Source organism: Allobosea sp. P2_A10 (assembly GCF_056405115.1).
Window position 1 is genome coordinate 164,012 of the sequence record NZ_JBFUCS010000003.1, and the last position, 23,730, is coordinate 187,741.

The following is a 23,730-nucleotide window of genomic DNA, read 5'->3' on the forward strand; positions in this document are numbered from 1 at the left end:
CGATCTGGCCTGTCTTGAGTCAGGCGGCCATGAAATGGGTCAGCTTGACGTCGAGATAGTCCTGGATCGCCTGCCGCCCGCCCTCGCGGCCCATGCCGGAATGGCCGATGCCGCCGAAGGGGGCCTCGGCATGGGCGATCATGAAGGTGTTGACGCCGACCATGCCGGCCTGCAGCCCGGCGCTCAGAAGCTCGGCATTGCGCTGGCTCGCGGTGAAGCCATAGGCCGCGAGGCCGTAGGGCGTCGAATTGGCGCGTTCGAGCGCATCGTCCAGCGAACGGAACGTCGCGATCGGCGCGAGCGGGCCGAAGGGCTCGTCGCGCATGATCCGGGCGCTGTCAGGAACCTCGGCAAAAACGGTCGGCTCGAAATAGAAGCCCTTGTTGCGGCTGGCCGGGCGTCGCCCGCCGGTCAGGCGGCGCGCGCCCGCACTTTCCGTGTCCGCCGAGAGCGCCTCGACGCGGTCGCGCTGGCTCGCCAGCGTCAGCGGCCCCATCGTCGTCGCCCTGTCCTGACTGTCGCCGAGCACCAGCGCCTCGGCTGCCTTGACCATCGCGCCGGCGAAACGGTCGGCCAGACTCTCATGGACGTAGAAGCGGTTGGGCGCGATGCAGACCTGGCCGGCATTGCGGAACTTGAAGGTCGCGCAGAGATTGGCCGCCGCCTCGGCGTCGGCGTCCTCGCAGATCACCACCGGCGCATGGCCGCCGAGCTCCATCGAGCAGCGCTTGACCGTCTTGGCGGCTTCGGCGAGCAGCAACTGGCCGACGCGGGTCGAGCCTGTCAGCGAGATCTTGCGGACCTCCTCGGCCGCCATCAGCGCCGGCGTCAGCGTCTCGGCCGGGCCATAAAGCATCTGGACAACGCCGGGGGGCGCGCCGCCCGCGACGCAAGCCTCGGCGATCAGTGTCGAGGTCAGCGGCGTCTGCTCCGACGGGCGGCAGATGATCGGGCAGCCGGCCGCGAGCGCCGGCGCGATCTTGCGGGCCAGCAGGTTGATCGGGAAATTCCAGGCGGTGAAGGCGGCGACGATGCCGACGGGCTGCAGCGCGGTTGCCAGCCGGCCGCCCTGCCGCGAGGAAATCGTCTCGCCGAAGAGCCGCTCGGCCTCGCCGGCGAACCAGTCGAACTGCTCGATCGCGATCAGCACTTCGCCCTCGGATTGGGCGATCGGGCGGCCGATCTCGAAGGAGAGCGCGCTCGCCAGTTGAGCTTTGCGCGCCTCCATGGCGCGGGCGATGCCGCGCAGCACCTTGGCGCGCTCCCAGCCATGCACCGCCGACCAGCTCTTGAGCGCGGCGCGGGCATGGTGCAGCGCCTCCTCGACCTCGGAAAGGCCGGCGCGCGGCGCGGTCCAGAGCAGTTCCTCGTTGCAGGGGTTGAAGACCTGCAGCGGTTCGAGCGCAGTCTGCGCGCACAATTCTCCGCCGATCAGCAGCTTGGGGATCATATCGGACATGGGTCCTCCGGGGCGGTTTGCGAATACGGGATCTGATTGGAAATGAGTGGCGTGCAGTGGCCGGCGGCCGTCACTGGCTCGCGGTCACGCCGCCGTCGACGTAGACGACCTGGCCGGTCATGTAGCTGCCGGCGGGCGCGGCGAAGGTGATGATCTGGCCAACGACCTCGACGGGATCGCCGATCCGCCCGAGCGGGTTGCGGTCGAGGATGAAGTCGCGGAAGCCCTGGCGCTCCAGATGCGGCCGGATGCGCTCGGACTGGATGAAGGTCGGGGCGACGCCGTTGACGGTGATGTTGTGCGGCGCAAGCTCCATCGCATGCTGCTTGACCAGCATCACGAGCCCGCCTTTCGAGGCGCAATAGGCCGAGTAGCCGCGCCCACGCAGCGCAAGCTGCGAGCGCACCGAGAGCAGATGGATCTGGCGGCCGCCGAGCCCTTGCGCGATCTGATGTCGCGCCACGGCCTGGGCCAGGAACATCGCCGATTTCAGGTTGGTCTCGTAGACCTCGTCGAAGGTCTCCTCGGTGACGTCGAGCAGCGCCTGCTCGCGCTGGACGCCGACGCAATTGACCAGCACGTCGATGCCGCCCATCGCTTCGGCCGCTTGGTCAACGACCTCCGCAATCGCTTTGGGCCGGCGGGCGTCGAGCTCGAAGCCATGGGTGTCGACACCGACGCAGGCCAGCCGCTCGGCGAGCGCTGCCGCCTTTGCGCCGTTTGGGCCGGCGATGGCGCAATGAGCGCCGCGCCGGGTCAGCGCCATCGCGATCGCCTCGCCCAGCGCGCCGTAGCCGCCGGGCAGGAAGATGCGCAGGCCCTTGATGTCGAAGAGCCTGTCCATCGCGTCGAGATCGATCTGCGGCGTCAGGTTCGTGGCGAGATGGTTCACGCGGCGTCCTCCACGGCGGCGGCGCGCTCCGTCAGGAGATTGCCGAGATAGGCGCGCGCCGGCTCGTGGCCGAGCAGCGACGCATAGTCGGGCAGCGTGGTCACGACGCCCCTGTTGACGAAGACGAAGCGCTCACAAATCTCCTCGATGATCTCGAGGTGGAAGCGCTCATTGGGGTGGATGCAGAGGAAGACGAGCCGTCCTTCGCCCCGCAGCCGCCGGAAGAAATCGAGCATGAAGCCGATATAGCCGTCCTGGGTGTTGAACTGCGGCTCGTCGAAGAGATGCACCAGCGGATACTCGCTGCCGGCGCGGTCCATCAACGCATTGGGGCGCAGCGAGCGGAAATGCCGGACCTGATAGGATTGGTGATAGTGGATCGCGAGCCGGTCGCGCTCGTCGGTGCGGACGCGGTGGATGTCGCGGCCGGCGATATGGACCTCGCCGGAGGTCGGGCTGTTGGAGCCGGTGATCAGTTCGAACAGCGTCGTCTTGCCCGAGCCGTTGGGACCCATCATGCCGACGATCGCGGGTTCCTCGATGCTGAAATTCGCATCGAGTCTGAACGTGGGCGTGCGATCGAGGCGGCCCTTCGTGTAGATTTTCGACAGGTTTTTGACGTCCAGCATCGCGGTCATCGTCACATCCCGATCAGGCGCTGGCGGGCGGGTTTTTCGTCCAGCAACGCGCGGGCCGGCCCCTCATGGACGATGCGGCCGCGATCCATGACGTAGACGCGATCGGAGACCTCCAGCGCGGCCAGCGCATTCTGCTCGACTATCAGCACCGAGATGCCCTCGGCCTTGAGCCGCCGGACCGTCGCCAGCACGTCCTGCACGATCTTGGGCGCGAGGCCCTGGCTCGGCTCGTCGAGCAGGACGAGGCCGGGCGAGCCGAGAAGCGCGCGTGAGATCGCGACCATCTGCATCTCGCCGCCGGACAGGTTCTCGCATTCGCGCGGCATCAGATGTTCGAGCGCCGAGAAGATCTGGACCATCTCGCCGATCTGCCAGGAGCGGAACCGCGTCTTGCGCATGCCGAGCTGGAGATTGCGCGCCACCGTCAGCGTCGGGAAGACGCGGCGGTCGTCGGGCACCCAGCCGATGCCCATCGCCGAGATGCGATGGGTCGGGCGTTTCGTGATGTCCTGCCCGTCGAAGCGGATCTGCCCGCGTCGCGGCGGCGTCAGGCCGAGGATCGAGCGGATCGTCGTGGTCTTGCCGGCGCCGTTGGGCCCGAGCAGGGCAACAACCTCGCCCTCGCCGACTCGCAGCGAGGCGCCAAATAGCGCCTGCGTCTCGCCATGGAAGGTCTCGATGTCGCGGACCTCAAGCATGGGTGGCCTCCGCCAGCGCCGAGCGGGCGACCCATGGATTGGTCCTGAGCTGATCGGGCGTGCCCTGCGCAATGACCTGGCCCCAATGGAGCACCGAGATCGTGTCGGCGAGCTCGAACAGGAAGCGCATGTCGTGCTCGATCATCACGATGGTGTAGCGGCGGCGCAGGCGCTTCACGAGTTCGCCGAGGCGGCGCGTGGCCTCCGCGCCGAGCCCCGAGGTCGGCTCGTCGAGAAAGAGGATGCGAGGCTCCGCCGCCAGCGCGACCGCAATCTCCAGCGCGCGGCGTTCGCCATAGCTCAGTGATGCCGCCTTTTCCCAGGCGCGCGCCGAAAGGCCGACCTGATCGAGCACGGCCAAGCCTGCATCGATCAGCGCCGTGTCCGAGAAGACGGCGGTGGTCGCCATCAGCCGGCGCGCCCGGAAGGCCGGCAACGCCAGCATGACGTTCTCGATGACGACGGTGTCGTCGAACAGGTTCATCAGCTGGAAGGAGCGCGAGACGCCCATCCGCGCGATCACCTGCGGCGCGAGACCGGAGATGCGCCGACCGTCGAACAGGACCTCGCCGCGATCGGGCCGGTGCTGGCCGGTCAGGACATGGAAGCAGGTCGATTTGCCCGCCCCGTTCGGCCCCATGACGCCGCTGATCTGGCCCTCCTCGAAGGTGAGCGAGATGTCCTCCAGCACGACGCGGGAGCCGAAGCGCTTGTGGATGTGGCGGGCTTCAAACAGGGCCATCACGCGTCCCTCGTCAAAGGCGCGGGAAGCGGCGCGACCGGGGTGAAGCGCTTCCGCGCGAGGTGCAGCATGCCGGCCAGGCCTTCGGGACGCAGCATGACCATCGCCATGAAGGCGAGCCCGTACCAGAGCAGCCAGGTCTCGGTCAGGCCGCCGAGCACGTCGCGGGCGACGAAATAGAAGACAACGCCGAGCACCGGCCCCCAGAAGCTGACGAGCCCGCCGCCGGCCAGCACCATCATCACCACGAGCCCCGACTGATGCAGGCTCATCACGTCGGGATAGGCGCTCTGCTGGGCCATGGCGAGCAGGCTGCCGGCAAGGCCGGCGAGCATCGCGGATAGGGTAAAGGCCGCCCACTTGAAGCGCCAGACCTCGTAGCCGACGAAGCGGGCGCGGGTCTCGTTCTGGCGGATCGCCTGCAGCACGCGGCCGAAGGGCGAGTTCACCAGCCGCCAGGCCAGCACCACGACGATCATCAGCAGGGCCGCGGCGAAATAGAACAGCGCGCGGTTGTCGGTCAGCGAGACCTGCCATGGCCCCAGAGCCAGAGGCGGGCGGGGGATGCCGAGCAGCCCATCCTCGCCACCGGTGATCCTGTGCAGCTTCATCGCCAGGAACCAGAAAATCTGGCCGAAACCGATGGTCAGCAGCGCATAGTAGATGCCGCGCCGGTGCGACAGGCAGGCCCCGACCAGCGCGCCGGCGATGCCGGCTGCGAGGGTCGCCGCGATCAGCCCGCCCCAGAGACTGACCGCGACATGCTGCTGGAACAGGCCGAAGGCATAGGCGCCGATGCCGAGATAGGCGCCGTGCCCGAAGGAATGCAGCCCGGAATAGCCGAAAAGCAGGTTGAACCCGAGCGCGAAGACGATCCAGATCGCGATCTCGATGCCGAGATACTGGTAGAGCCCGATCGCCGGCAGCAGGTCGGGTGCAGCCAACAGCAGCAGCGCCAGCACGAGCATCGGCGGCGTGATCCAGGCCGAGGGGCGGACGGGAATGTCCGAGAGCGTGATCATCATCAGGCCTCGAGCGCGCTTTTGCGGCCGAGCAAACCGCGACTGCGGAAGCCCAGGACCGCGATCAGCAGGAGATACATCGACATCTGCGCCCAGGCGGCGGCGTAGGCGCCGGTGATGCCCATGGCGAGGCCGACGAGCAGGGCCGCGATGACCGCGCCCCAAAAACTGCCGACGCCGCCGATGACGATGATCAGGAAGGCGGGAATGACGATGTCGACGCCGACATGGGGACGCAGGCCCCAGATCGGCACCATGACCACGCCGGCGAGCCCCGCCAGCGCCGCGCCGAAGCCGAAGACGACGAGCCTGAGCTTGGCGAGATCGTAGCCCAGCGCCCGGACCATCTCGCTGTCATGCGCGCCGGCCTTGATGACCGCGCCCGCCGGCGTGCGTTCGAGGAAAAGCCAGACCGCGACGATGGCGAGAATGCTGAAGCCGGCGGCGAAGAAGCGGTAGGTCGAGAAGATCATGCCATCGATCAGGATCGCGCCGTTGATCGCGGAGGGCAGGGCCAGGTTCTTCTCGCCGGTGCCCCAGACCAGCCGGATCAGCTCCTCGATCACCAGCGCCGCACCGAATGTCAGCAGCAGCCCGTAGAGCGGCGGCTTGCCATAGGTCGGGCGCAGGCAGAGTTCGAGCAGCATGCCGGCAAGCCCCGCCAGCGTCGGGCCGACCGCGAGCGCCAGCACGTAGCGCAGGCCCGACGGCAGCCCGAGCCACCACGTCCCGAACGGCGTGCCCGCAAACCAGCCGCCAGTCAGCACGGTCAACGCGAAATAGGCGCCGATCGCAAAGAGCGAGCCGTGGGCGAGGTTGATCACCTCCATGACGCCGACGATCAGCGTGAAGCCGAGCGCGATCAGGGCGAAAAGCAGGCCAAGCGTCAGGCCGTTGACGAGGTGGGGCAGCAGGTCGGTCATGCGCGGGGCATCCGGAGTCGGTCTGGGCGCTGGCGACTGATCGCCGTCGGGGATCGCAACCACGCCGTCATTCCGGGCGCAGCGAAGCGGAGACCCGGAATCCATCGTCGAGCGCGGCGCTTTACGATGGAGTCCGGATCGGCGCCGCTATGCGGCTTGTCGGGAATGACGGCGTGGCTCTGAGTCACGACAACATGGATCAGGCGTCGAAGCTCGGCGTCTTGTCGTAGGCCTCCAGCTTGCAGAGCGCGGCGGAGTCGGTGTCCTTGACGTCTTCCGCTTTCGCCTGACTCAGGATCTGGAAGAGATCGTCCTTCTCCTTGGGCGCGTTGTTGGCGGTGGCGAGATAGATCGTCTGCTGCATCTGGTGCGAGCCTGCGTCGATCGTCGCGTCGAAATGCTGCATCCGGTCCCTGGCCGAAATCTTGTGGCCTTCCAGCGCCTTGATGACCGCGATGTTGTTGGTCGAGCCGGCCCGTTCGACGGCGCCGAGCAGCTCACGCACCGACATGTAGCCATTGTAGAAGACGTTGCCGGGCACCCGCATCGAGGTCTCCGGGTACATCGCCTGATAGCGCTGCACGAAGTCGGCGACGCCGGGCAGATCGAGCCGGTAGTACCAGTTGGTGCCGAACACGCCGAACAGGGTCTCGATCGGCAGGCCGTAGACGTCGGGCCAATCCTGCTGGCTGTTGATCCAGGCCGGATTGTCGCCCATCTTGAGCTGCACGACCTGCTGGCGCATCGCCTTCTGGTCGTCGCCGCCGATCGCCGCCGAAACCACCTTGGGCTTGCGCTGCTGGATCTTGAGCAGGGCCGAGGTGAAATCGCGCGTGCCCTGCGGGATCAGGATCTCCTCCATGACCTTGCCGCCATATTCGGCGAGCAGCGCCTTGGTCGCCTTGGCGGTGTCGTGGCCCCAGACATAGTCGTTGGTCAGCAGCATCCAGTCCGGCCCGAAACGCTCGACCGCGCTCTTCACCGCCGCCTTGGCGAAGTTGGTGCCGTTGCCGTCGAAGACGAACTTGACGCGGTGGCAGTTCTGGCCGGCCTCGGTCGGCGAGGACGAATTGGTGTTGATGTAGACGACGCCATATTTCTGGGCGACCTGGCTGATCGCGTTGGCGACGCCGGAATGGACAGCGCCGACGAGGAAGCCGCACTGCTCGCGGCTGATCATGCGCTCGGCGACGCGGCTGCCGGTGGCGGCCGTGGTCTCGGTGTCGATATGGACGAACTCGACCTTGCGGCCGAGCACGCCGCCGCGCGCATTGGCCTCGGCGATCGCCATCGCCATGCCGCGCTTGTCGCTCGCGCCGGAGTTGGCGTACTGGCCGCTGGCGTCGGCGGTGATGCCGATGCGCAACGGCTTGGCCGCGCCCTGCGCCCAGACACGGTTGTGCTTCCACGGCCCGGCGAACAGCGAAACCGCACTGCCCGCAGCTGTGGCGCCGAGCATGGCACGGCGCGTGATCCTGATCTTCGACATCGACGCTCTCCCCAAAAGGGACGGGTTCTCGCCCGCCTTCACGTTTCGGTCGTATGACCGAATTAATTTTCAAAGAGCATGAATATTCTTTTTATTGATGTCAACGCCCTTTTGAAAAATCTGCGCTTTTGATTTCCAGCCAAAAAGGCTAAGCAGCGGAATGAACGAAAATTCATTCAAAATTGGCGACGGATTCGCGAATGATCCGACGAGGATTCCGGGCCAGGAAACCTTCGAGGCCCTGCGGCAGCGCATCCGCAACCGATTCGAGCAACTGAGCCCGCATCTGCAGCGAATTGCGCGGGCGGCTCTCGAACAGCCCAACAACTTCGCCCTGCAGACGGTTGTGACGATCGCCGGTGAACTTGCGATCCAGCCCTCGACGCTGATCCGCTTCGCCAAGGAGTTCGGCTATAGCGGCTTCTCGGAGATGCAGCGCATCTTCCGCCACCGCTTGATCGAGGGTGCTCCGGGCGCGCGCGAGGAGGTCTACGCGAAGCAGTCGGTGCATGGGCGCACGACCGATTTCGGTGCGGTCCTTGGCGACTGCGTCGACGCCATGATCGCTTCGCTCGAAGACCTCCGGAGAACGATCTCGCCCGAGGCTCTGGCGCAGGCCTCGACCATGCTTCGGCAGGCGGACCATGTCTATATCGCGGGACTGCGCCGCTCGCGGCCGATCGCGAGCTATCTCGCCTATGGGCTGACGCGATCGGAGCGGCAGTGCAGCCTGCTCGATTTCGGCAGCGGCATGGCGGCCGAGGAGGTCGCTGCTATGAAGCCGACCGATCTGCTCGTCGCCATCGCCTTCACGCCCTATACGCAGGCGGTGGTCGACATCACGCTCGACACCTATCTCAGCGGAAAGCGCATTCTGATCTTGACGGACGTGCCCGAAAGCCCGCTGGCGCGGCACGCGGAGCTGGCCTTCTTCGTCGACAACTCGGTCACGAGCCAGTTCCGCCCCATCTCGGGAGCTATCGCGCTGGCGCAGACCCTGATCACGGGTGTCGGAAAGGCCTGACGGCGTTCGCGAGCGTGGGATTCTCCGCTGCCGCTGAACTTTACCGTTAGCGAAAAAGATATCTTCGCGCTCAAGCGCCTGCTGATTTAGCTCGGAACCACTTCCGTCATCCTGGGCGAGCGAAGCTCGACCCGGGATCCATCATAGAGCGCTGTCGAGCCTTACGATGGATTCCGGATCGGCGCGGCTTCGCCGCTTGTCCGGAATGACGCGGTGGGTCCGCGAAGAATAGCGCGATCTCGATGAGCAGGCCGGGCGCCTACCAGTCGACGATGGTTCCGTCCGCCGCGACCGCGTGCTGTGTGTGCAGGACTTCCTGCTTGAAGGGGTGGGCGGCGGCGACCTTCTCGTCGACCTCGATGCCGAGGCCCGGCGTCTCCGGCAGCTGCCAGGCGCTTTTCACCCTTCGGATCGGCAGGCTGACGACCTCGCCGTACCAGGGCACGGCGCCGACCATTTCCTCCTGAATGATGACATTTGGCGTGGCGAAGCCGAAATGCAGCGCCACCGCGCCCGCGATCGGGCCGAGCGGATTATGCGGCGCGAGCCCGATGCCGGCCGCCTCCGCCATCGCCGCGATCTTGCGCCCCTGCGAGAGCCCGCCGACATGGCAGAGGTCTGGCTGGGCGATGTGGGTCGCGCGGGCCGAGAAGAGATGCTCGAACTCGTCGAGATGGACCAGCCGCTCGCCGGTCGCGATCGTGCAGGGCGACTGCGCCGTGATCGTCTTCAGCGAGGTGATTTCGCCCGGCGGCACCGGCTCCTCGACGAAGAGCGGCCGGTAGGGCGCGAGCACCTCGATATAGCGCATCGCAGCTGCGGCCGACGCACAGCGGCCGTGAAAATCGACCATCAGCTCGACATCGTCGCCGACCGCCTCGCGCAGCGAGGCCATCAGCAGATCGACATGGCGCAGGCCCTTCGTGGTGGCGGTGTAGTGCGTATAGGGGATGAACACGACCTTCAGCGCATCGTAGCCCTGCGCGATCAGGGCAAGCGCGCTCTGCGCCAGCGCGTCGGGTTCGAAGGTCTCGTAGACGGCGCGCATGTCGCCCAGCCCGAGATGGGTGTAGACGGGCAGTTCGTCGCGGACCTTGCCACCGAGCAGACGCCAGACGGGCTGGCCCAGCGCCTTGCCGCAAATGTCCCACAGCGCCTGCTCGATACCGCTGATGGCCGACATGCCGATGACGCCGAGCCGCCAGAAGCTCTGCTTCTGCAGGATGCGGGCGATCTGCTCGATGTCGCGCGGGTCGCGCCCGATGATCAGCGGCTTGAGATCCTCGATCGTCCCGACGACGCCGCGGGTCTTCCATTCCAGCGTCGCCTCGCCCCAGCCATAGAGCCCAGGCTGGTCGGTGACGACCTTGACGAACACCCAGTTCCGCATCTCGGCGTTGACGACCAGCGTGGTGATGTCGGTGATCTTCATGGAACTCTCGGATGCCGTTGGTCCGCGGCGCGGCCCGTCGAGGCGCTGGCCGCCGCCCGGTCGATGTCGGGGATCATGGGTCGTGGGCGCTCCCGGCGGGCATAATCGCCCGCCGGGAACGTCGTGCTCACTTGCCGCGGATCTTGGCCAGATCGGCCTGGATGCGGTCGATCGTGTCCTTGCCGATGGTGGCCTGATGGCGCTGATACACAGGCGCGGTCGCCTCGCGCATTTTCGTCAGCTCGTCGGGGCTCACCTCGGTGACCTGCATCCCCTTGGACTTCAGGTTGGCCAGCGACTTGTCGTTGAGTTCACGCCCGACACGGCGGTCCTCGTCGCGGCCGGCGATCGAGCAGTCGGACAGGATGGTCTGCTCCTCCGCGGAAAGCTGGTCCCAGAGTTTCTTCGAGTAGAGCGTGAGCATCGGCGTATAGGCGTGGCGGGTCATGGTCAGATACTTCTGGACCTCATAGAGCTTCGAGGTGTCGATCGTGACGAGCGGGTTTTCCTGGCCGTCGATCGCGTGGGTTTCGAGCGCGGCGAAGACCTCGCCGAAGGCCATCGGCGTGGCGTTGGCGCCCATGCTCTTGAAGCTGTCGAGGAAGATGTTGTTCTGCATGACGCGGACCTTGAGACCGGTCAGTTCCTCGGCCTTCGCGACAGGGCGCTTCGAGTTGGTCAGGTTGCGGAAGCCGTTCTCCCAGTAAGACAGGTTGACGACGCCGAAGCCCGGCAGCTTGTCGGCGATATACTTGCCGAAGGGGCCGTCGAGGATGGCGTCGGCTTCCTTCTCGTTGGTGAACAGGAACGGCAGATCGAAGACGCCGAGCTCGGGCATGATCCCGACCAGCGGCGACGACGAGGTGATCACCATCTCCTGCGTGCCGGCGCGGAGCGCCTGCGTCGCCTGCAGGTCGCCGCCGAGCGCACCGCCCCAGAAGCAATGGAGCTTAAGCTTGCCGCCGGATTTCTCGGCCATGCAGGCACGCATCTTGGCGACGCCGTTGCCGATCGGATGATCTTCGTTGATGCCGTTGGAGATGCGGATATTGCGCTCCTTGATCTGGGCTTGCGCCGAGCCGGCAAATGCCGCCAGCGCGAGGCCGGCAACGAGCGAAACGATGTGAACTGTCTTGGTCACGGTCTTCTCCCTATGGGTTGGAGGTTTCTTCTTGAAAATCAGCGTCCGCTCAGCCAGGCGAGCGGCACCATCACGAGCTGCGGAAACAGCACGAGCAGGAACATCGCGAGCGATTGCGCGATGAAGAACGGCCAGACACCTTTCATCACCGCGCTCATCGGCACGCGCGCGACGCCGCAGACGACGTTGAGCACGATGCCGACCGGCGGCGTGATCAGGCCGATGGCGTTGTTGATGATGAACAGCACGCCGAAATAGATCGGGTCGATGCCGGCCTGCTTGACGATCGGCATCAGGACCGGCGTCAGGATCAGCACCGTCGGCGTGAAGTCGAGCGCCGTGCCGACGACCATGACGAGCAGCATGATGATGATCATCAGGATCGTCTTGTTGCCCATGAAGGGCTCGAGAATCACCGACAACTCGGCCGGGATGTTCGCCTGCGTGATCAGCCAGGCCGAGACGACGGCGGCGGCGACGAGCAGCATCACCGCGCTCGTCGTCTTGGCGGCGAGCAGGGTCACCTTGTAGAGGTCGCGGACCTTGAGCTCGCGATAGACGAACATGCCGACGATCAGTGCGTAGACGGTCGCGACGACGGCTGCTTCCGTCGGCGTGACGATGCCGAAGCGGATGCCGCCGAGGATCGCGATCGGCATCAGCAAGGCAAGCGAGCCGTCCCAGGTCGCCTGCAAGCGCTCGGCGCCGGTCTTGCGCGGCAGCACCGTGACCTTGTCCTTGCGGGCGACGATCCACCAGGCGATCACCAGCGAAAGCCCGATCAGAAGCCCGGGAAAGACGCCGGCGAGGAACAGCCGGGTAATCGAGAGATTGGCGGCGACGCCGAAGACGATGAAGCCGATCGAGGGCGGGATGATCGGCGCGATGATGCCGCCCGACGCGATCAGCCCGGCCGAGCGGCCGACATCATAGCCGGCGCTGCGCATCATCGGCAGCAGGATCGAGGCGAGCGCCGCCGTGTCGGCCGCGGCCGAGCCAGACAGCGAGGCCATGATGATCGCCGCGAAGATCGCGACATAGCCGAGGCCGCCATGGAGATGGCCGACCAGCGACAGCGCGAAATTGACGATGCGTTTCGACAGGCCGCCGGCATTCATCAGCTCACCGGCGAGCAGGAAGAACGGGATCGCCAGCAGCTGGAACGAGTCCGCCCCGATGACCATGTTTTGCGCGATGATCTGGGTGTCGTAGACGCCGAGCCAGAACATCAGGCAGACCGCGCAGACGATCAGCGCAAAGGCGATCGGCATGCCCAACGCCATCGCTCCGCAGAGCGAGACCAGGAAGATGGTGACGGTCATTCCAGGTGCCCCTTCAGGTCGTGCGAGGGGCTGGCGCTGTAGTCGCCGACGAATTCGGCGAGCTCATGGGGTCCGAGCTGGCTGGTCAGCGCGCGGTAGAGCCGGGCCAGCGTGATCACGCCGATGCCGATGCCGGCGAAGTAGAGCACGTTGTAGACATAGGCCATGCTGATGCCGGTGACCGGCGCGACCATGCTGGCGTTGATCTCCTGCTGTTTCCAAGTGCCCTCGAGCAGCATCAGGCTGCAGACGAAGACGATCAGGTCGCTCAGGATCATGCAGATGCGCCGGCCGCGGTCGCCGAGCGTGCCGACGAACGTATCGACGCCGAGATGCCCGTTCTCGCGCATGACGACGACCGCGCCGATATAGGTCAGCCAGACGAAGAAATAGCGCGACAGCTCCTCCGACACGTCGATGCCGGAATTGAAGGCGTAGCGCAGCACGACATTGCCGAAGACCATCACCACCATCCCCGCGAGGAGAGTGACGAGGACCACTTCAAGCGCGCGTAAGACCCACCTTTCGGCCTTGCTGATCATGATGCGTTTCCTGTGCGTTTCTTGTTGTCGAATTATCGTCATGATGGCGGCCCGCACCGCGTTCGATATCGGACCGCGCGATCGTCAGCAATCGCGACATCGTCTCGCGCGCCCGCTCGGGAGAGCGGGACCCGATGGCGTCCGATACTTGCCTGTGGATCGCGACCGAAGCCCGCCAACGCTCGCGATCATGCATCGACAAGCGAAACGACGCCTTCAGCACGCCGTGCAGAATCGGTTTGAGCTGGACGAGCAGAAGATTGCCGGAGGCTTCGAGGATCGCCTCGTGGAAGCGCAGATCGGCAGCCTCGTGCCCTGCCCTGTCCGGCGCGCTCGCCATTGCGTCCAGCGCGGCGGCGATCGTTTCGATCTGCGTCTGCGAACCCCGTTCGGCGGCGAAGGCGGCGGCTGCAGGCTCGATCATGCTGCGGATTTCGAGGAGATCGCGCTCGAACCCGCTGGCCATGTCGGCATCGGTGATCCAGTCCATCACCTGCGGATCGAGCAGCCGCCAGTTCGCCACCGGCTGAAGCCGCGAGCCGATGCGCGGACGGGTGACGACCAGGCCCAGCGCCTGCAGTGTTTTCGTCACCTCCCGGATGACGGTGCGGCTGACGGAGAAAACCTGCGCGAGTTCGTCCTCGCGCGGCAGCACGCCCATGCTGCCCAATTGCCCGCCGACGACCATCCGGCCGATCCGGTCGACCAGAACATCGTGGAGGCTGGAGGGGCGGCTCATCCAAAAATCATATCATCACATGATTGGATGGCAATATGGTTTGCGATGCGTAAAATGCGGCGCGACGCTGTCGTCAGCATCGTCATGCGGTGCATGTCCCTGACGCGCTTGCGCATCGATCCCTGCAGCGGACAGGATGGAACCCAATCCGCCGCCCAGGCCCTGTCGAGGACCACGAGCATGCCTGTCCTGCCGAAGCTTGCGCCTGCCGACCTGACCGGCGTGCTCGGCATGGTGCCGACCCCTTCCACGCCCGATGCCGACCACTGGTCCTGCGAAAATTCCGTCGCACTCGATGAGACCGCAAGGATGGCTTCGCTCGTGGTCGAAGGCGGCGTGCGCATCCTGTTGACCAATGGCAGCCTGGGCGAAGGGGCGAGCCTGCTGGCCCATGAGCATCGCGACTTTACCGACTGCATCGTGCAGACAATGCAGGGGCGCGGCCTGCTCTTCGCAGGCGTCACGACGCTCAACACCCGCGAAACGATCGCAAGGGCGCGCAGCCTGATCGAGGTGGGGGCGGACGGTCTGTTTCTGGGCCGGCCGATGTGGATGTCGCTCGATCCGCAGGCGATCGTGCGCTACTACGCCGATCTCGCCGAGGCCCTGCCGGGCGTACCCTTCATCGTTTACGACAACCAGTTCGCCTTCAAGGCCAAGATCACCACCGAAACCTATGCCGAACTGAGCCGCAACCCCGCGATTATCGGCACGAAGCACATCGGCGGGCCAGCCATCGCCGACGACCTGCACGCCGTCGGGGGCCGCATGCGCATCCTGCCGCTCGACACGCAATGGTGCGCTCTCGCGAAACAATTCCCGGACGAGGCCTTGGCCTGCTGGTCGGGGAACGCCGCCGATGGCCCCGAGCCGCTGGCGGCGCTGGCAAAAGCGGTCGCGGCGCAGGACTGGGTCGCGGCGGAAGCGATCTCGGCGCGGATGGCCTGGGCGCAGGCCCCGATGTTCCCCGGCGGCAAGCTGGAGAACTTCATCGACTACAATATTCCCATCGCCCATGCCCGCATCGAGGGCTCGGGGCTGGTCAGGACAGGGCCGCCACGTCCGCCCTACATCTTCGCGCCTGAAGGGCATCTCGAAGGCGGTCGCGAGACCGGCCGGCGCTGGGAAAGCCTGCGGCGCGAATTTCCAGGCTGACGGCGCGGCCCCATCACAACCCCGCGCCGATCGCCTCCAACGCGGCGGCCTCCGGCGGCCACGGCTTGTCGAAATCGTCGGGGGGCGCGGCGGCGAGCAGGGCGCGGGTGTAGGCATGCCGCGGAGCGGCGAATACGGCCTCCGTCGCGCCCTCCTCGACCACCTCGCCATGGCGCATCACGATCAGCCGCGAGCAGAGATAGCGCACCACCGCGAGATCATGGGAGATGAAGACGAGGCCGATCCCGCGTTCGCTGCGCAAATCGAGCAGCAGGTTCAGGATCTGCGCCTGCACCGAGACGTCGAGCCCGGAGACGATCTCGTCGGCGACCAGAAGGCGCGGCGTGATGCAGAGCGCGCGGGCTATGTTGACGCGCTGCTTCTGCCCGCCCGAGAGCTGAGCCGGGTAGCGGTCGATCAGTTCCGGCGGCAGGCCCGTCTCTGCCAGCAATTCGCGAGCGCGTTGCAGGCGCTCGGCGACCCCGGCGCTTGCTCCCCTGGCCTCCAGCGTCTGCGTCACCAGCCGCTCGACCGGCCGCCTCGGATTGAGCGCCGATTGCGGATCCTGGAAGACCATTTGCAGCGCGCCGAGGCGGATCGTTCGCGCAGCGCCGCCTCCGGCCGTTACGTCCTGGCCGTCGACCATGATCCGGCCGGCGCTGGGCGGTTCCAGCCCCATGATCAGGCGCGCCAGCGTCGACTTTCCGGAACCCGATTCGCCGACGACGCCGACGAATTCGCCGGGCCGAACGGTGAGGTCGATCCCCTTCACGGCGGCGGTCCCCGGCTCGCGCCGGCCAAGCCAATCGCGCCGGCCCGGATAGGTCTTTTGCAAACCCTCGACCACGAGCACGGGCGCGCCGTCGGTGGCGGCACGCATAGGCATCGGCGAGGTCGGCAATTCGGCTGCCACGACCGCTTCGCAACGTTCCGTGCAGCGTACGGCATGGCCGGGCGCGATCTCGCGCAGGGGCGGAGTCGCGGCAAGGCAAAGCGGATCGCGCGTCCGACAGCGCGGCGCGAACCGGCAGCCGGTCAGGTTGGCGAAGGCGGCGAGCCCCGGCATCTGCTCGGGCAAGGTCACAAGCCGATGCGGCGCTCCGTCGATCGGTGGATTGGCCGCCTGCAAAGCGCGGGTATAGGGGTGACGCGGCGCACTAGCGATCACGCGCGCAGGTCCGCGCTCGACGACCTCGCCGGCATAAAGCACGAGAATGTCGTCGCAGATGCGGGCTGCCAGGCGCAGATCATGCGTGATGAACAGCAGCGCCGTGTCGTGGTCGCGTTGCAGGCGGCGGATGATCTGAACGATCGTCGCCTGGGTCGAGACGTCGAGCGCCGTCGTCGGCTCGTCGGCGACGACCAGAGCCGGCTCGCTGACGAAGGCCATGGCGATCAGCACGCGCTGGCACATGCCTCCCGAAAGCTGGAACGGATAGCGCGAGAGCAGCGTATCGGGATCGGGCAGCCGCACCTCGGCCAGCGCCGCGATCATGCGGGCGCGGCGCCGCGCCGCCGGGATGCGCAAGCGTGCGAGATGCTCGCCGAATTGCGCCTCGATCGTCAGCAGCGGGTTGAGCGCGCTCAACGGCTCCTGCGGAATAAAAGCGATGCGATCGCCGAGCAGCCGGCGCAGTGACGGCTGCGACACCTGCGCAAGATCTTCGCCGGCGAAATCGAGCCCGCCGCTGCTGATCGCGAAGCCCGGCGGCAGGGTGCGCGCCAGCACGCGCCCGATCATGCTCTTGCCCGCGCCCGACTCGCCGACAAGGCCGAGCACCTTGCCGGGCGCGACCGTGAAATCGAGATCGCGCAGCACCTCGACGGTGCGTCCGCCGAGCTTGGCTGAAACCGTCAGGCCGCGCGCGGTCAGCGTCATCGCCCCTCGCCCCGGTTCAAAACGAGCCTCGCGTCGAGCGAGCGGCGCAGGCCGTCGCCGAGCAGGTTGAAGGCGAGCACGGTCAGGAAGATCGCGCCGACCGGCATGATCACGCCCCATGGCGCCTGATGCATGGTCTGGCGGGCATCGGCGATCATCACGCCCCAGGCGGCCACATCCGGCTCGACCGAGAGCCCGACGAAGGACATGATCGCCTCGACGATGACGGCGATGCCCATCTCGATCGAGAGCACCGTGATGATCAGCGGCGCGACGGCGGGCAGCACCTCCTTCAGCATGATCTGGACATGCCCGAAACCCGACAGCCGCGCGGCGGCGATGTAGTCGCGCGTCATCACCACCAGCGCCTCGGAACGGATGACGCGGCAGAAGCGGGTCCAGTCGATCAGCACGATCGCCAGGATGACCTTGTTGACGCCGGCGCCCAGGCCGACGAGCAGGATCAGCGCCAGCACGACCGGCGGAAACGCCATCCAGATATCGACGGCGCGGCTGATCAGCCAGTCGATCCAGCCACCGAAATAGGCTGCGACGATGGCGAGCACGGTACCGAGCAGCATCGCGCCGCTGGCCGCAACGACCGCGACATAAAGCGCGATACGGGCCCCGAAAATCAGGCGCGAGGCGATGCAGCGCCCGAGCGTGTCGGTGCCGAGCGGATATTGCGGATTGCCCTGCGGGAGCCACATCGGGGGCAACAGCGTCGCGAGCAGATCCTGCTCTTGAGGATCGTTTGGCGCGATCCAGGGCGCGAACAGCGCCGTTGCGAGAAGCAGCAATGCAAGCGTGCCGCCGATCAGGACGCGCGGGTCGGTCAGGCAACGCTGCAATGCGGCGCGGGCTCGCGGGGACAGGCGGGCGGTCATCGCGCCGTGCCCAGCCTGAGCTTCGGATTGACTGCGAGATAGGCGACATCGACCAGCGCGTTGATGGCGAGCACCAGCACGCAATAGATCAGCGCGACGCCCTGTATCAGCGGCAGATCGTGGTTGCGCACCGCGTCGATCATCAGGTTCCCGAGACCGGGATAGGCGAAAATCAGCTCGATCAGCACAGTGCCGCCGAACATGAAGCCGCCCTGCACGCCGATCAGGCTGATCGTCGGCAGCGCCGCATTCGGCAGAGCGTGGCGCACGACGATGCGCGCTTCGGCGACACCGCGCAGCCGCGCCTGCGTGACGTAGTCGTCCTGGATCGTCTCGAGCAGCGACGAGCGCAGAACCCGCATCACCAGCGGCGCCAGGCCGATCGCCAGAGCGGTCGCCGGCAAGACGAGATGAACGAGCGCACTGCGGAAGGCGTCGAAACGGCCGGCGATCAGGCAGTCGACCAGCAGGAAGCCGGTCGCGGTCGGCGGCAATTGCAGCTCGGGCGAAAGCCGGCCGATGAAGGGCAGGAACTGCAGGCTGACGCCGAGGAACAGGATCAGCAGGATCGCCCAGAGGAATTCCGGGATCGCCATCATCACCGTCGTCGCGGCATCGAGAAGCTGTTCGCCAAGTCGGCCGCGCAGCGCAAACATCGCGAGCCCCCCGGAGAGACCGGTCAGGATGCCGATCAAGAGCCCCGCGGTGACCAGCTCCAATGTCGCCGGCAAGGCGCGGCCGACGAGTTCGGCCACGGGGCGACGAAAGAAGATCGAGCCGCCGAGATCGCCGCGCAGGAGATGCGACAGCCAGATGCCGTATTGCTCGGGCAATGAGCGGTCGAGCCCGAAGGCCTGTTTGAGCTTGTCGTAGTCGGCCGCGCTGGCGCCCGGCGGCAGCGACATCGCGACGGGGTCCGACGGCAGCAGCCGCAGGATCACGAAGACCAGCACGGAGACGCAGAGCAGGATCGGCAGCGCCAGCAGCGCACGCCTGATCAGGAGCTGGAATGCGAGAAAACCCATCTGCTTACGGCGACGACCCGCTCAGACCTTGAACGAATAGGTCTGCGGCAGCACCCAGCCATTGTCGTATTTGACGATCTGGACGTCGTTGCGATGGACGATGGTCTTGACCGTCTGGATCAGGGGAATGGTGAAGCCGCGCTCGGCTGCGAATTTATGGGCGTCGCGATAGCCCTGCAGACGTTTGGCGTTGTCGATCTCGGAGAGCAGTGGCTGGATCTTCGGTGCGAGCTCGTCGGATTTGAAGGCCGAGAAGATCGACTTCGGATCGAGCAGGAAGCCGCCATACATCTCCGGATCGCCGGTCGCATTGCCCCATGAATACAGGGTCGCTTCCGGCAGGGTGCCGGCGCGCAGGCGGTCCTGATAGGTCGAGAGCTCGATCGATTCCAGTTCGGCGTTGATGCCGACGCGTTTCCACATCTGCACGATGGCGCGCGCCATCTCGAAATCGTTCGGGAAGACGCCGTTGGTCGAGGCGAACTTGATCGCGAGCGGGTTCTGCGGGCCGTGGCCGAGTTCGCGCAGCAGGCTTTGCGCCTTCTCGACGCTGAAGGCGAACTCATAGCCCGGCGGGTAACCCGGCGTATTGCGTGCGGCGGGCACCGAGATCGTCGTCGCGGCGCCGCCATAGAGCGCCTTCGAGATCGCTTCCTTGTCGATGGCGTGATGGGCTGCAAGCCGCGCCCGGTCGTCGCCGAAACCGCCGTTCTTGCTAACCTGAAGCAGTGCAATGTCGGTGATGGGGTCGAGCCGCGCGCTCACGCCCGGCTGCGTGCCGAGCCGCTGCGCCTCGCGGATCGGCACGTCCACCGCGATATCGGCGCGCCGGCTCTCGAACGCCGCGACGCGGGCAGTCGGATCGCGCACAAGCTCGATGGTGACGCGCGGGATCGCCGGCTTGCCGTCCCAGTAGCGCTCGTTCGCCTCCAGCACGATGCGGGCGTTCTGCTGATACTCGACCAGCTTGTAGGGGCCGCTGCCGATCGGCTTGGCGGTGAATTCGGCAAGGCCGACGCGCTCCAGATAGGCCTTGGGCACGACGAAGCTGCAGAGGAAATACAGCCACGGAATCGCGGATGGCATCGGCTCGCTGAATTTCATCACCGCCCGCGTCGGGCTTTCGACGACGATATCGGTCACCCTGCGCCAGATGAAGCTGGTGTCGAGCCTGCGGCCGCCTTCCGGAACGGGCGCACGCGGCCGCTCGAAGAAGCTGTAGCGGAAATCCGCCGCCGTCATCGGCGAGCCGTCATGGAAGACCACGTCCGAGCGGAAATCGAGAACCAGCGTCGTCGGGTCGGTGAAGGCGTAGCTGGTGATCAGCGCCGGCTTGACCGTGACGTCGGGATTTTGCGTCAGCGGCTGGTCGAAGACCATCTTGTAGAGCGATTGCCCGACGGCGAGCGTGCGCGCATTCGGATCCCAGGTCGGCACGTCGGCCGGATAGGCGATGGTGAGCTGGCCCTTGGCGGCGGCCTGGGCCAGAACCTTTCCGGGAACCCCGAGAGCGGCAAGCGCGCTCGCGCCGGCGCCGAGCTGCATCATCATGCGACGATCGATCATGGCCATGGCTCCATCACCCTTATGTCGTGGTTGGCGAAAGCGTCAGTCGAAGGCGTTCAGTCGAAAGCGTTCAGTCCTGCTCGTCGGAAACCAGCGCAAGCACCCGAAGCGGGCTGCCCGAGCCACCGACGATCTTCAGCGGGGCTGCAATGAGCACGGCGCCCGTCGGCGGCAGCAGGTCGAGATTGCACAGGCTGGCGAGGCCGAGCTTGTTGGCGCCATGCATCAGCGCGTGAGCCGGAAATGGCGGCTCGAACGAGAAGGCCTGTCCGGCATCGGTGCCGACAGCCTCGACGCCCCAGCCATTGACGTCGCGCTCCTCGACGAGGAAGCGCACGGCGTCGGCATTGGGGCCGGGCACATGCGGGCCGTCCTCCTTCATGTTCAAAAACAGCGCCGGGTCGCTGCGCTTGGACCAGTCCGAGCGCATCAGCACCCAGGTGCCCGCGGGGATTTTGCCGTGTTCCTTTTCCCAGGCGAGTATCCGCTTTGGCGTGAGCAGGAAGCGCTCGTCCTTGGCGCATTCCCTGGAGACATCGATGACGCAGGCCGGCGCGACGAAGCGCTGCGGGTCGATCGTGTCGGTCGCCCCATCCTCCAGATCCTTGCCGGTGACCCAGTGCACCGGCGCGTCGAAATGGGTGCCGGTGTGCTCGCCGCAGGCGAAATCGTTCCAGTACCAGGCCGGCCCCTTCTCGTCGTAACGCGAGATCAGCGCGCTCTCGAACGGCTTGGTCGGGGCGAAAGGCGGCGGGAGCTGGATGACCGGCGTCGAGGGCTGGAGCGACTGCGTCAGGTCGACGACGCGGATCTTCTGCTTGACGAGCGCCTTGGCGAATTTGCTGAGAGTGTCCTTGCCCATCGTCAGTGCGCCTTCCCTGTCCGTATCGCTGCCGGATCATCCGCGGACTTCGCAGGATCCTGTTCCTAGAAAATCCTGCCGGGATTGAGGATACCGGCCGGGTCGAGTGCTGCCTTGATCGTCCGCATCAGGTCGATCTCCGCTGCGCTGCGGGTCATCGGCAGATATTCGCGCTTGCTGCGACCGACGCCGTGCTCTGCAGAAATCGAGCCATTCAAGCGCGCGACGTGGCCATAGACCAGCCGCTCGATCTCGTGCCGGGCGTCGGCGTCCATGCTCTCGCCCGCGACAATCAGATGGAGATTGGAATCGGCGAGATGGCCGAAGAAGACATGGGTCAGATCGGGCCAGAGCGCGTCGAGATCGGCCTTGATCTCGCTCACGCCCACCCCGATCGCGCCGATCGGGACCGAGACGTCGAAATTCGCGCCGGGCGGGAAGAGCTTAGCGTATTCATAGGGGGTTTCGCGATAGGCCCAGAAGCGGGCGCGATCCTGCCCCGATTGGGCGATCAGCGCATCGCTGGCGACACCGGCCTCAATCTGGTCGGCAAGGAAGTTCTCGAAACGCTCGCGGCCGGCCGCCGTGCCATCGCCGGGCGTCTCGATCAGGACGGCGATGGCGTGACTCTCCCCGAACGGGCGCGGCAGGCCGATCCGATCGATTGCGACGTCGAGGAAATCGCGCCACATCGCCTCGAACACCAGCAGGCCACCGGGCAGGCTGCGGCCGGCCGCGCGCAGCAGCGCGATCGCAGCCTCGGTCGAGGGTACCGCGACGAGCGCGGACTCGATTGCGATCGGACGCGGGTGCAAGCCGATGACCACGCGCGTGACGATGCCGAGCGTGCCCTCGGAGCCGATGAAAAACTGCGTCCAGTCGTAGCCGGAATTGTTCTTCAGCATCTTGTTGAGCGAACGGACGATCCGCCCGTCCGGCAAGACGACCTCCAGCCCCAGCACGTTGCGCCGGGTCATGCCGTAGCGCAGCACCTGATTGCCGCCGGCATTTGTCGCGACGTTGCCGCCGATGGTGCAGGAGCCGCGCGCGCCGAGGTCGATGCCGCAAAGGAAGCCCGCCCCCTCGGCGGCGTTCTGCACGACGAGAAGCGGCGTGCCGGCGAGCGCCGTCAAGGTACCTGCATCGCGGTCGATCTCCTCGACGCCGCTCATCCGTTCGAGCGAGAGCGCGACCTCCCTTTCGTCTGGATGGGCTGCCCAGGCCAGGCCCGTCATGCCGCCTTGCGGAGCGACGGGCTGGCCATGGGCGTGGCAGATGCGCAGGGCGGCGGACACCTGCTCGACGGTGCGCGGCAGCAGCAGTGCGGCGGGTCGTGTCGGCGTCGCCTTGTAGGCGTCCTGCTGGTTGCGCGCCGGGATGTCGTCGCCGAGCTTCACGCAATCTGTGCCGAGTTCGGCCAGCAGGGCCTCGATTGCGGCGGTCATGTTCGCGCCTCGAAGCGGCATGTGAACGATCCCGCCATCGCCTAGTCCTCGATCATGGTGTGGGGGGCGTCGGCGTTCACGAGCGTGGCCGCTGGCGGCGATGCTGCAAAGCCCGTGCTGGCCTGATTAAAGCCGCGAGCCAGCAGGTCGATGTCGTTGATGGTGACGACGAGTCGGTAGCCCTGGGTGCGGCGCATCTTCGCAAGGTCGAGGTTCGGTGTGAACACGCCGCAGGGCGTCCAGGCCGCCTTGCAGGCGCGGTGTATCTGCGCACAGGCGACGGAATGGTCGTGATGCATCGCCGGGAAAGTGCCGATCGACAACGCCAGATCGCCGGTGCCGATGAAGACCATGTCCACGCCATCGACCGCTGCGATCCCGGCCGCATTGGCGACGCCCCTGGCGGTTTCGATCATCACCATGACGACGATCCTGTCGGAGCCCTCGACATAGTCGACGAAGTCCGCCAGCGGCCGCAAGCCGCCGCCCGAGCGCTCGCCATGGGGAGGATATTTCGCGAAGGAGACCGCCTTGCGCGCCTGTTTGGCGGTCTCGACGAGGGGCACCATGATGCCTTCCGCGCCGGCGTCGAGCGCCATGCCGATGGCGTAGGCGGTGTTCTCGGCAGTGCGGACGATGACCGGGATTTCAGGCGGGACGAGGCCGATGGCGGCCTCGAGCTCGCGCCGCTCCCAAAGGCCGTGCTGCAGGTCGATGACGATGGCGTCGGGTTTCGAGCGCGCCGCGATCTCGACCATCGCGGCCGATCCCAGCGAGAGCCAGGCGACGCCGAGGCAGCGTCCTGTGGCGAGCTTGTAACGCAGCGTGGCGCGGCGGGGATCGAACAT

The 23,730-nt window shown here is 66.4% G+C and carries 22 protein-coding genes; 2 read left to right on the forward strand and 20 right to left on the reverse strand.

Annotation, left to right across the window (positions count from 1 at the left end):
- Positions 1 to 19 precede the first annotated feature (19 nt).
- The 8 genes from AC1DZY_RS06725 to AC1DZY_RS06760 all read right to left on the reverse strand — a co-directional run bounded on the left by AC1DZY_RS06725 (position 20) and on the right by AC1DZY_RS06760 (position 7,863).
- The gene (locus tag AC1DZY_RS06725; RefSeq protein ID WP_476819315.1) at positions 20 to 1,459 is read right to left on the reverse strand and encodes an NAD-dependent succinate-semialdehyde dehydrogenase; all 1,440 of its coding nucleotides are present in this window, start codon (positions 1,457 to 1,459) and stop codon (positions 20 to 22) included.
- A gap of 70 nt (positions 1,460 to 1,529) precedes the next feature.
- On the reverse strand, positions 1,530 to 2,351 hold the full coding sequence (locus AC1DZY_RS06730; RefSeq protein ID WP_476819316.1) for an SDR family NAD(P)-dependent oxidoreductase: 822 nt from the start codon (positions 2,349 to 2,351) through the stop codon (positions 1,530 to 1,532).
- On the reverse strand, positions 2,348 to 2,989 hold the full coding sequence (locus AC1DZY_RS06735; protein ID WP_476819317.1) for an ATP-binding cassette domain-containing protein: 642 nt from the start codon (positions 2,987 to 2,989) through the stop codon (positions 2,348 to 2,350). Before AC1DZY_RS06735 ends, AC1DZY_RS06730 begins: the two co-directional genes overlap by 4 nt.
- 2 nt (positions 2,990 to 2,991) lie before the next feature.
- Positions 2,992 to 3,687 (reverse strand): ABC transporter ATP-binding protein, encoded by a 696-nt coding sequence (locus tag AC1DZY_RS06740; protein ID WP_476819318.1) that lies wholly within the window; start codon positions 3,685 to 3,687, stop codon positions 2,992 to 2,994.
- A complete protein-coding gene (locus AC1DZY_RS06745; RefSeq protein WP_476819319.1) occupies positions 3,680 to 4,429 on the reverse strand; it encodes an ABC transporter ATP-binding protein in 750 nt (249 codons plus the stop codon). Before AC1DZY_RS06745 ends, AC1DZY_RS06740 begins: the two co-directional genes overlap by 8 nt.
- Positions 4,429 to 5,454: a branched-chain amino acid ABC transporter permease gene (locus AC1DZY_RS06750; protein WP_476819320.1), complete on the reverse strand. Its 1,026-nt coding sequence runs from the start codon at positions 5,452 to 5,454 to the stop codon at positions 4,429 to 4,431. Before AC1DZY_RS06750 ends, AC1DZY_RS06745 begins: the two co-directional genes overlap by 1 nt.
- Entirely contained in the window at positions 5,454 to 6,374 is a 921-nt protein-coding gene (locus AC1DZY_RS06755) for a branched-chain amino acid ABC transporter permease (protein WP_476819321.1), read from the reverse strand. The genes AC1DZY_RS06750 and AC1DZY_RS06755 overlap by 1 nt, the downstream gene beginning before the upstream one ends.
- A gap of 199 nt (positions 6,375 to 6,573) precedes the next feature.
- On the reverse strand, positions 6,574 to 7,863 hold the full coding sequence (locus AC1DZY_RS06760) for an ABC transporter substrate-binding protein (protein WP_476819322.1): 1,290 nt from the start codon (positions 7,861 to 7,863) through the stop codon (positions 6,574 to 6,576).
- Positions 7,864 to 8,023: 160 nt separating this feature from the next.
- On the opposite strand from AC1DZY_RS06760, the gene AC1DZY_RS06765 reads away from it, so the two are divergent.
- Complete coding sequence (locus AC1DZY_RS06765) at positions 8,024 to 8,887, forward strand: MurR/RpiR family transcriptional regulator (protein WP_476819323.1); 864 nt, start codon at positions 8,024 to 8,026, stop codon at positions 8,885 to 8,887.
- Positions 8,888 to 9,146: 259 nt separating this feature from the next.
- Here the strand turns inward: AC1DZY_RS06765 and dgoD are convergent, their stop codons facing one another.
- The 5 genes from dgoD to AC1DZY_RS06790 form a co-directional block, all read right to left on the reverse strand.
- Entirely contained in the window at positions 9,147 to 10,319 is a 1,173-nt protein-coding gene (dgoD, locus tag AC1DZY_RS06770; RefSeq protein ID WP_476819324.1) for a galactonate dehydratase, read from the reverse strand.
- 127 nt (positions 10,320 to 10,446) lie between these two features.
- Positions 10,447 to 11,460, reverse strand: a complete 1,014-nt coding sequence (locus tag AC1DZY_RS06775; protein WP_476819325.1) for a TRAP transporter substrate-binding protein — start codon at positions 11,458 to 11,460, stop codon at positions 10,447 to 10,449.
- 38 nt (positions 11,461 to 11,498) lie between these two features.
- Positions 11,499 to 12,782, reverse strand: a complete 1,284-nt coding sequence (locus tag AC1DZY_RS06780) for a TRAP transporter large permease (protein WP_476819326.1) — start codon at positions 12,780 to 12,782, stop codon at positions 11,499 to 11,501.
- Entirely contained in the window at positions 12,779 to 13,321 is a 543-nt protein-coding gene (locus AC1DZY_RS06785; protein WP_476819461.1) for a TRAP transporter small permease, read from the reverse strand. The genes AC1DZY_RS06780 and AC1DZY_RS06785 overlap by 4 nt, the downstream gene beginning before the upstream one ends.
- The gene (locus AC1DZY_RS06790; protein ID WP_476819327.1) at positions 13,284 to 14,063 is read right to left on the reverse strand and encodes a FadR/GntR family transcriptional regulator; all 780 of its coding nucleotides are present in this window, start codon (positions 14,061 to 14,063) and stop codon (positions 13,284 to 13,286) included. The genes AC1DZY_RS06785 and AC1DZY_RS06790 overlap by 38 nt, the downstream gene beginning before the upstream one ends.
- Positions 14,064 to 14,243: 180 nt before the next feature.
- Here AC1DZY_RS06790 and AC1DZY_RS06795 point away from each other — a divergent pair, with 180 nt between their 5' ends.
- Positions 14,244 to 15,218, forward strand: a complete 975-nt coding sequence (locus AC1DZY_RS06795; RefSeq protein WP_476819328.1) for a dihydrodipicolinate synthase family protein — start codon at positions 14,244 to 14,246, stop codon at positions 15,216 to 15,218.
- Positions 15,219 to 15,231: 13 nt separating this feature from the next.
- Here the strand turns inward: AC1DZY_RS06795 and AC1DZY_RS06800 are convergent, their stop codons facing one another.
- From AC1DZY_RS06800 to AC1DZY_RS06830, 7 genes are all read right to left on the reverse strand, one after another.
- On the reverse strand, positions 15,232 to 17,097 hold the full coding sequence (locus tag AC1DZY_RS06800; RefSeq protein ID WP_476819329.1) for a dipeptide ABC transporter ATP-binding protein: 1,866 nt from the start codon (positions 17,095 to 17,097) through the stop codon (positions 15,232 to 15,234).
- A complete protein-coding gene (locus tag AC1DZY_RS06805) occupies positions 17,094 to 17,984 on the reverse strand; it encodes an ABC transporter permease (protein WP_476819330.1) in 891 nt (296 codons plus the stop codon). Before AC1DZY_RS06805 ends, AC1DZY_RS06800 begins: the two co-directional genes overlap by 4 nt.
- The gene (locus tag AC1DZY_RS06810; protein WP_476819331.1) at positions 17,981 to 19,009 is read right to left on the reverse strand and encodes an ABC transporter permease; all 1,029 of its coding nucleotides are present in this window, start codon (positions 19,007 to 19,009) and stop codon (positions 17,981 to 17,983) included. Before AC1DZY_RS06810 ends, AC1DZY_RS06805 begins: the two co-directional genes overlap by 4 nt.
- Positions 19,010 to 19,030: 21 nt before the next feature.
- On the reverse strand, positions 19,031 to 20,575 hold the full coding sequence (locus AC1DZY_RS06815) for an ABC transporter substrate-binding protein (protein ID WP_476819332.1): 1,545 nt from the start codon (positions 20,573 to 20,575) through the stop codon (positions 19,031 to 19,033).
- 70 nt (positions 20,576 to 20,645) lie between these two features.
- Positions 20,646 to 21,437 carry a cyclase family protein gene (locus tag AC1DZY_RS06820; protein WP_476819333.1) on the reverse strand — a complete coding sequence of 264 codons (792 nt, stop codon included), beginning with the start codon at positions 21,435 to 21,437 and terminating at the stop codon, positions 20,646 to 20,648.
- Positions 21,438 to 21,502: 65 nt separating this feature from the next.
- A complete protein-coding gene (locus AC1DZY_RS06825) occupies positions 21,503 to 22,882 on the reverse strand; it encodes an FAD-binding oxidoreductase (RefSeq protein WP_476819334.1) in 1,380 nt (459 codons plus the stop codon).
- Positions 22,883 to 22,923: 41 nt separating this feature from the next.
- A complete protein-coding gene (locus tag AC1DZY_RS06830; protein WP_476819335.1) occupies positions 22,924 to 23,730 on the reverse strand; it encodes an HpcH/HpaI aldolase family protein in 807 nt (268 codons plus the stop codon).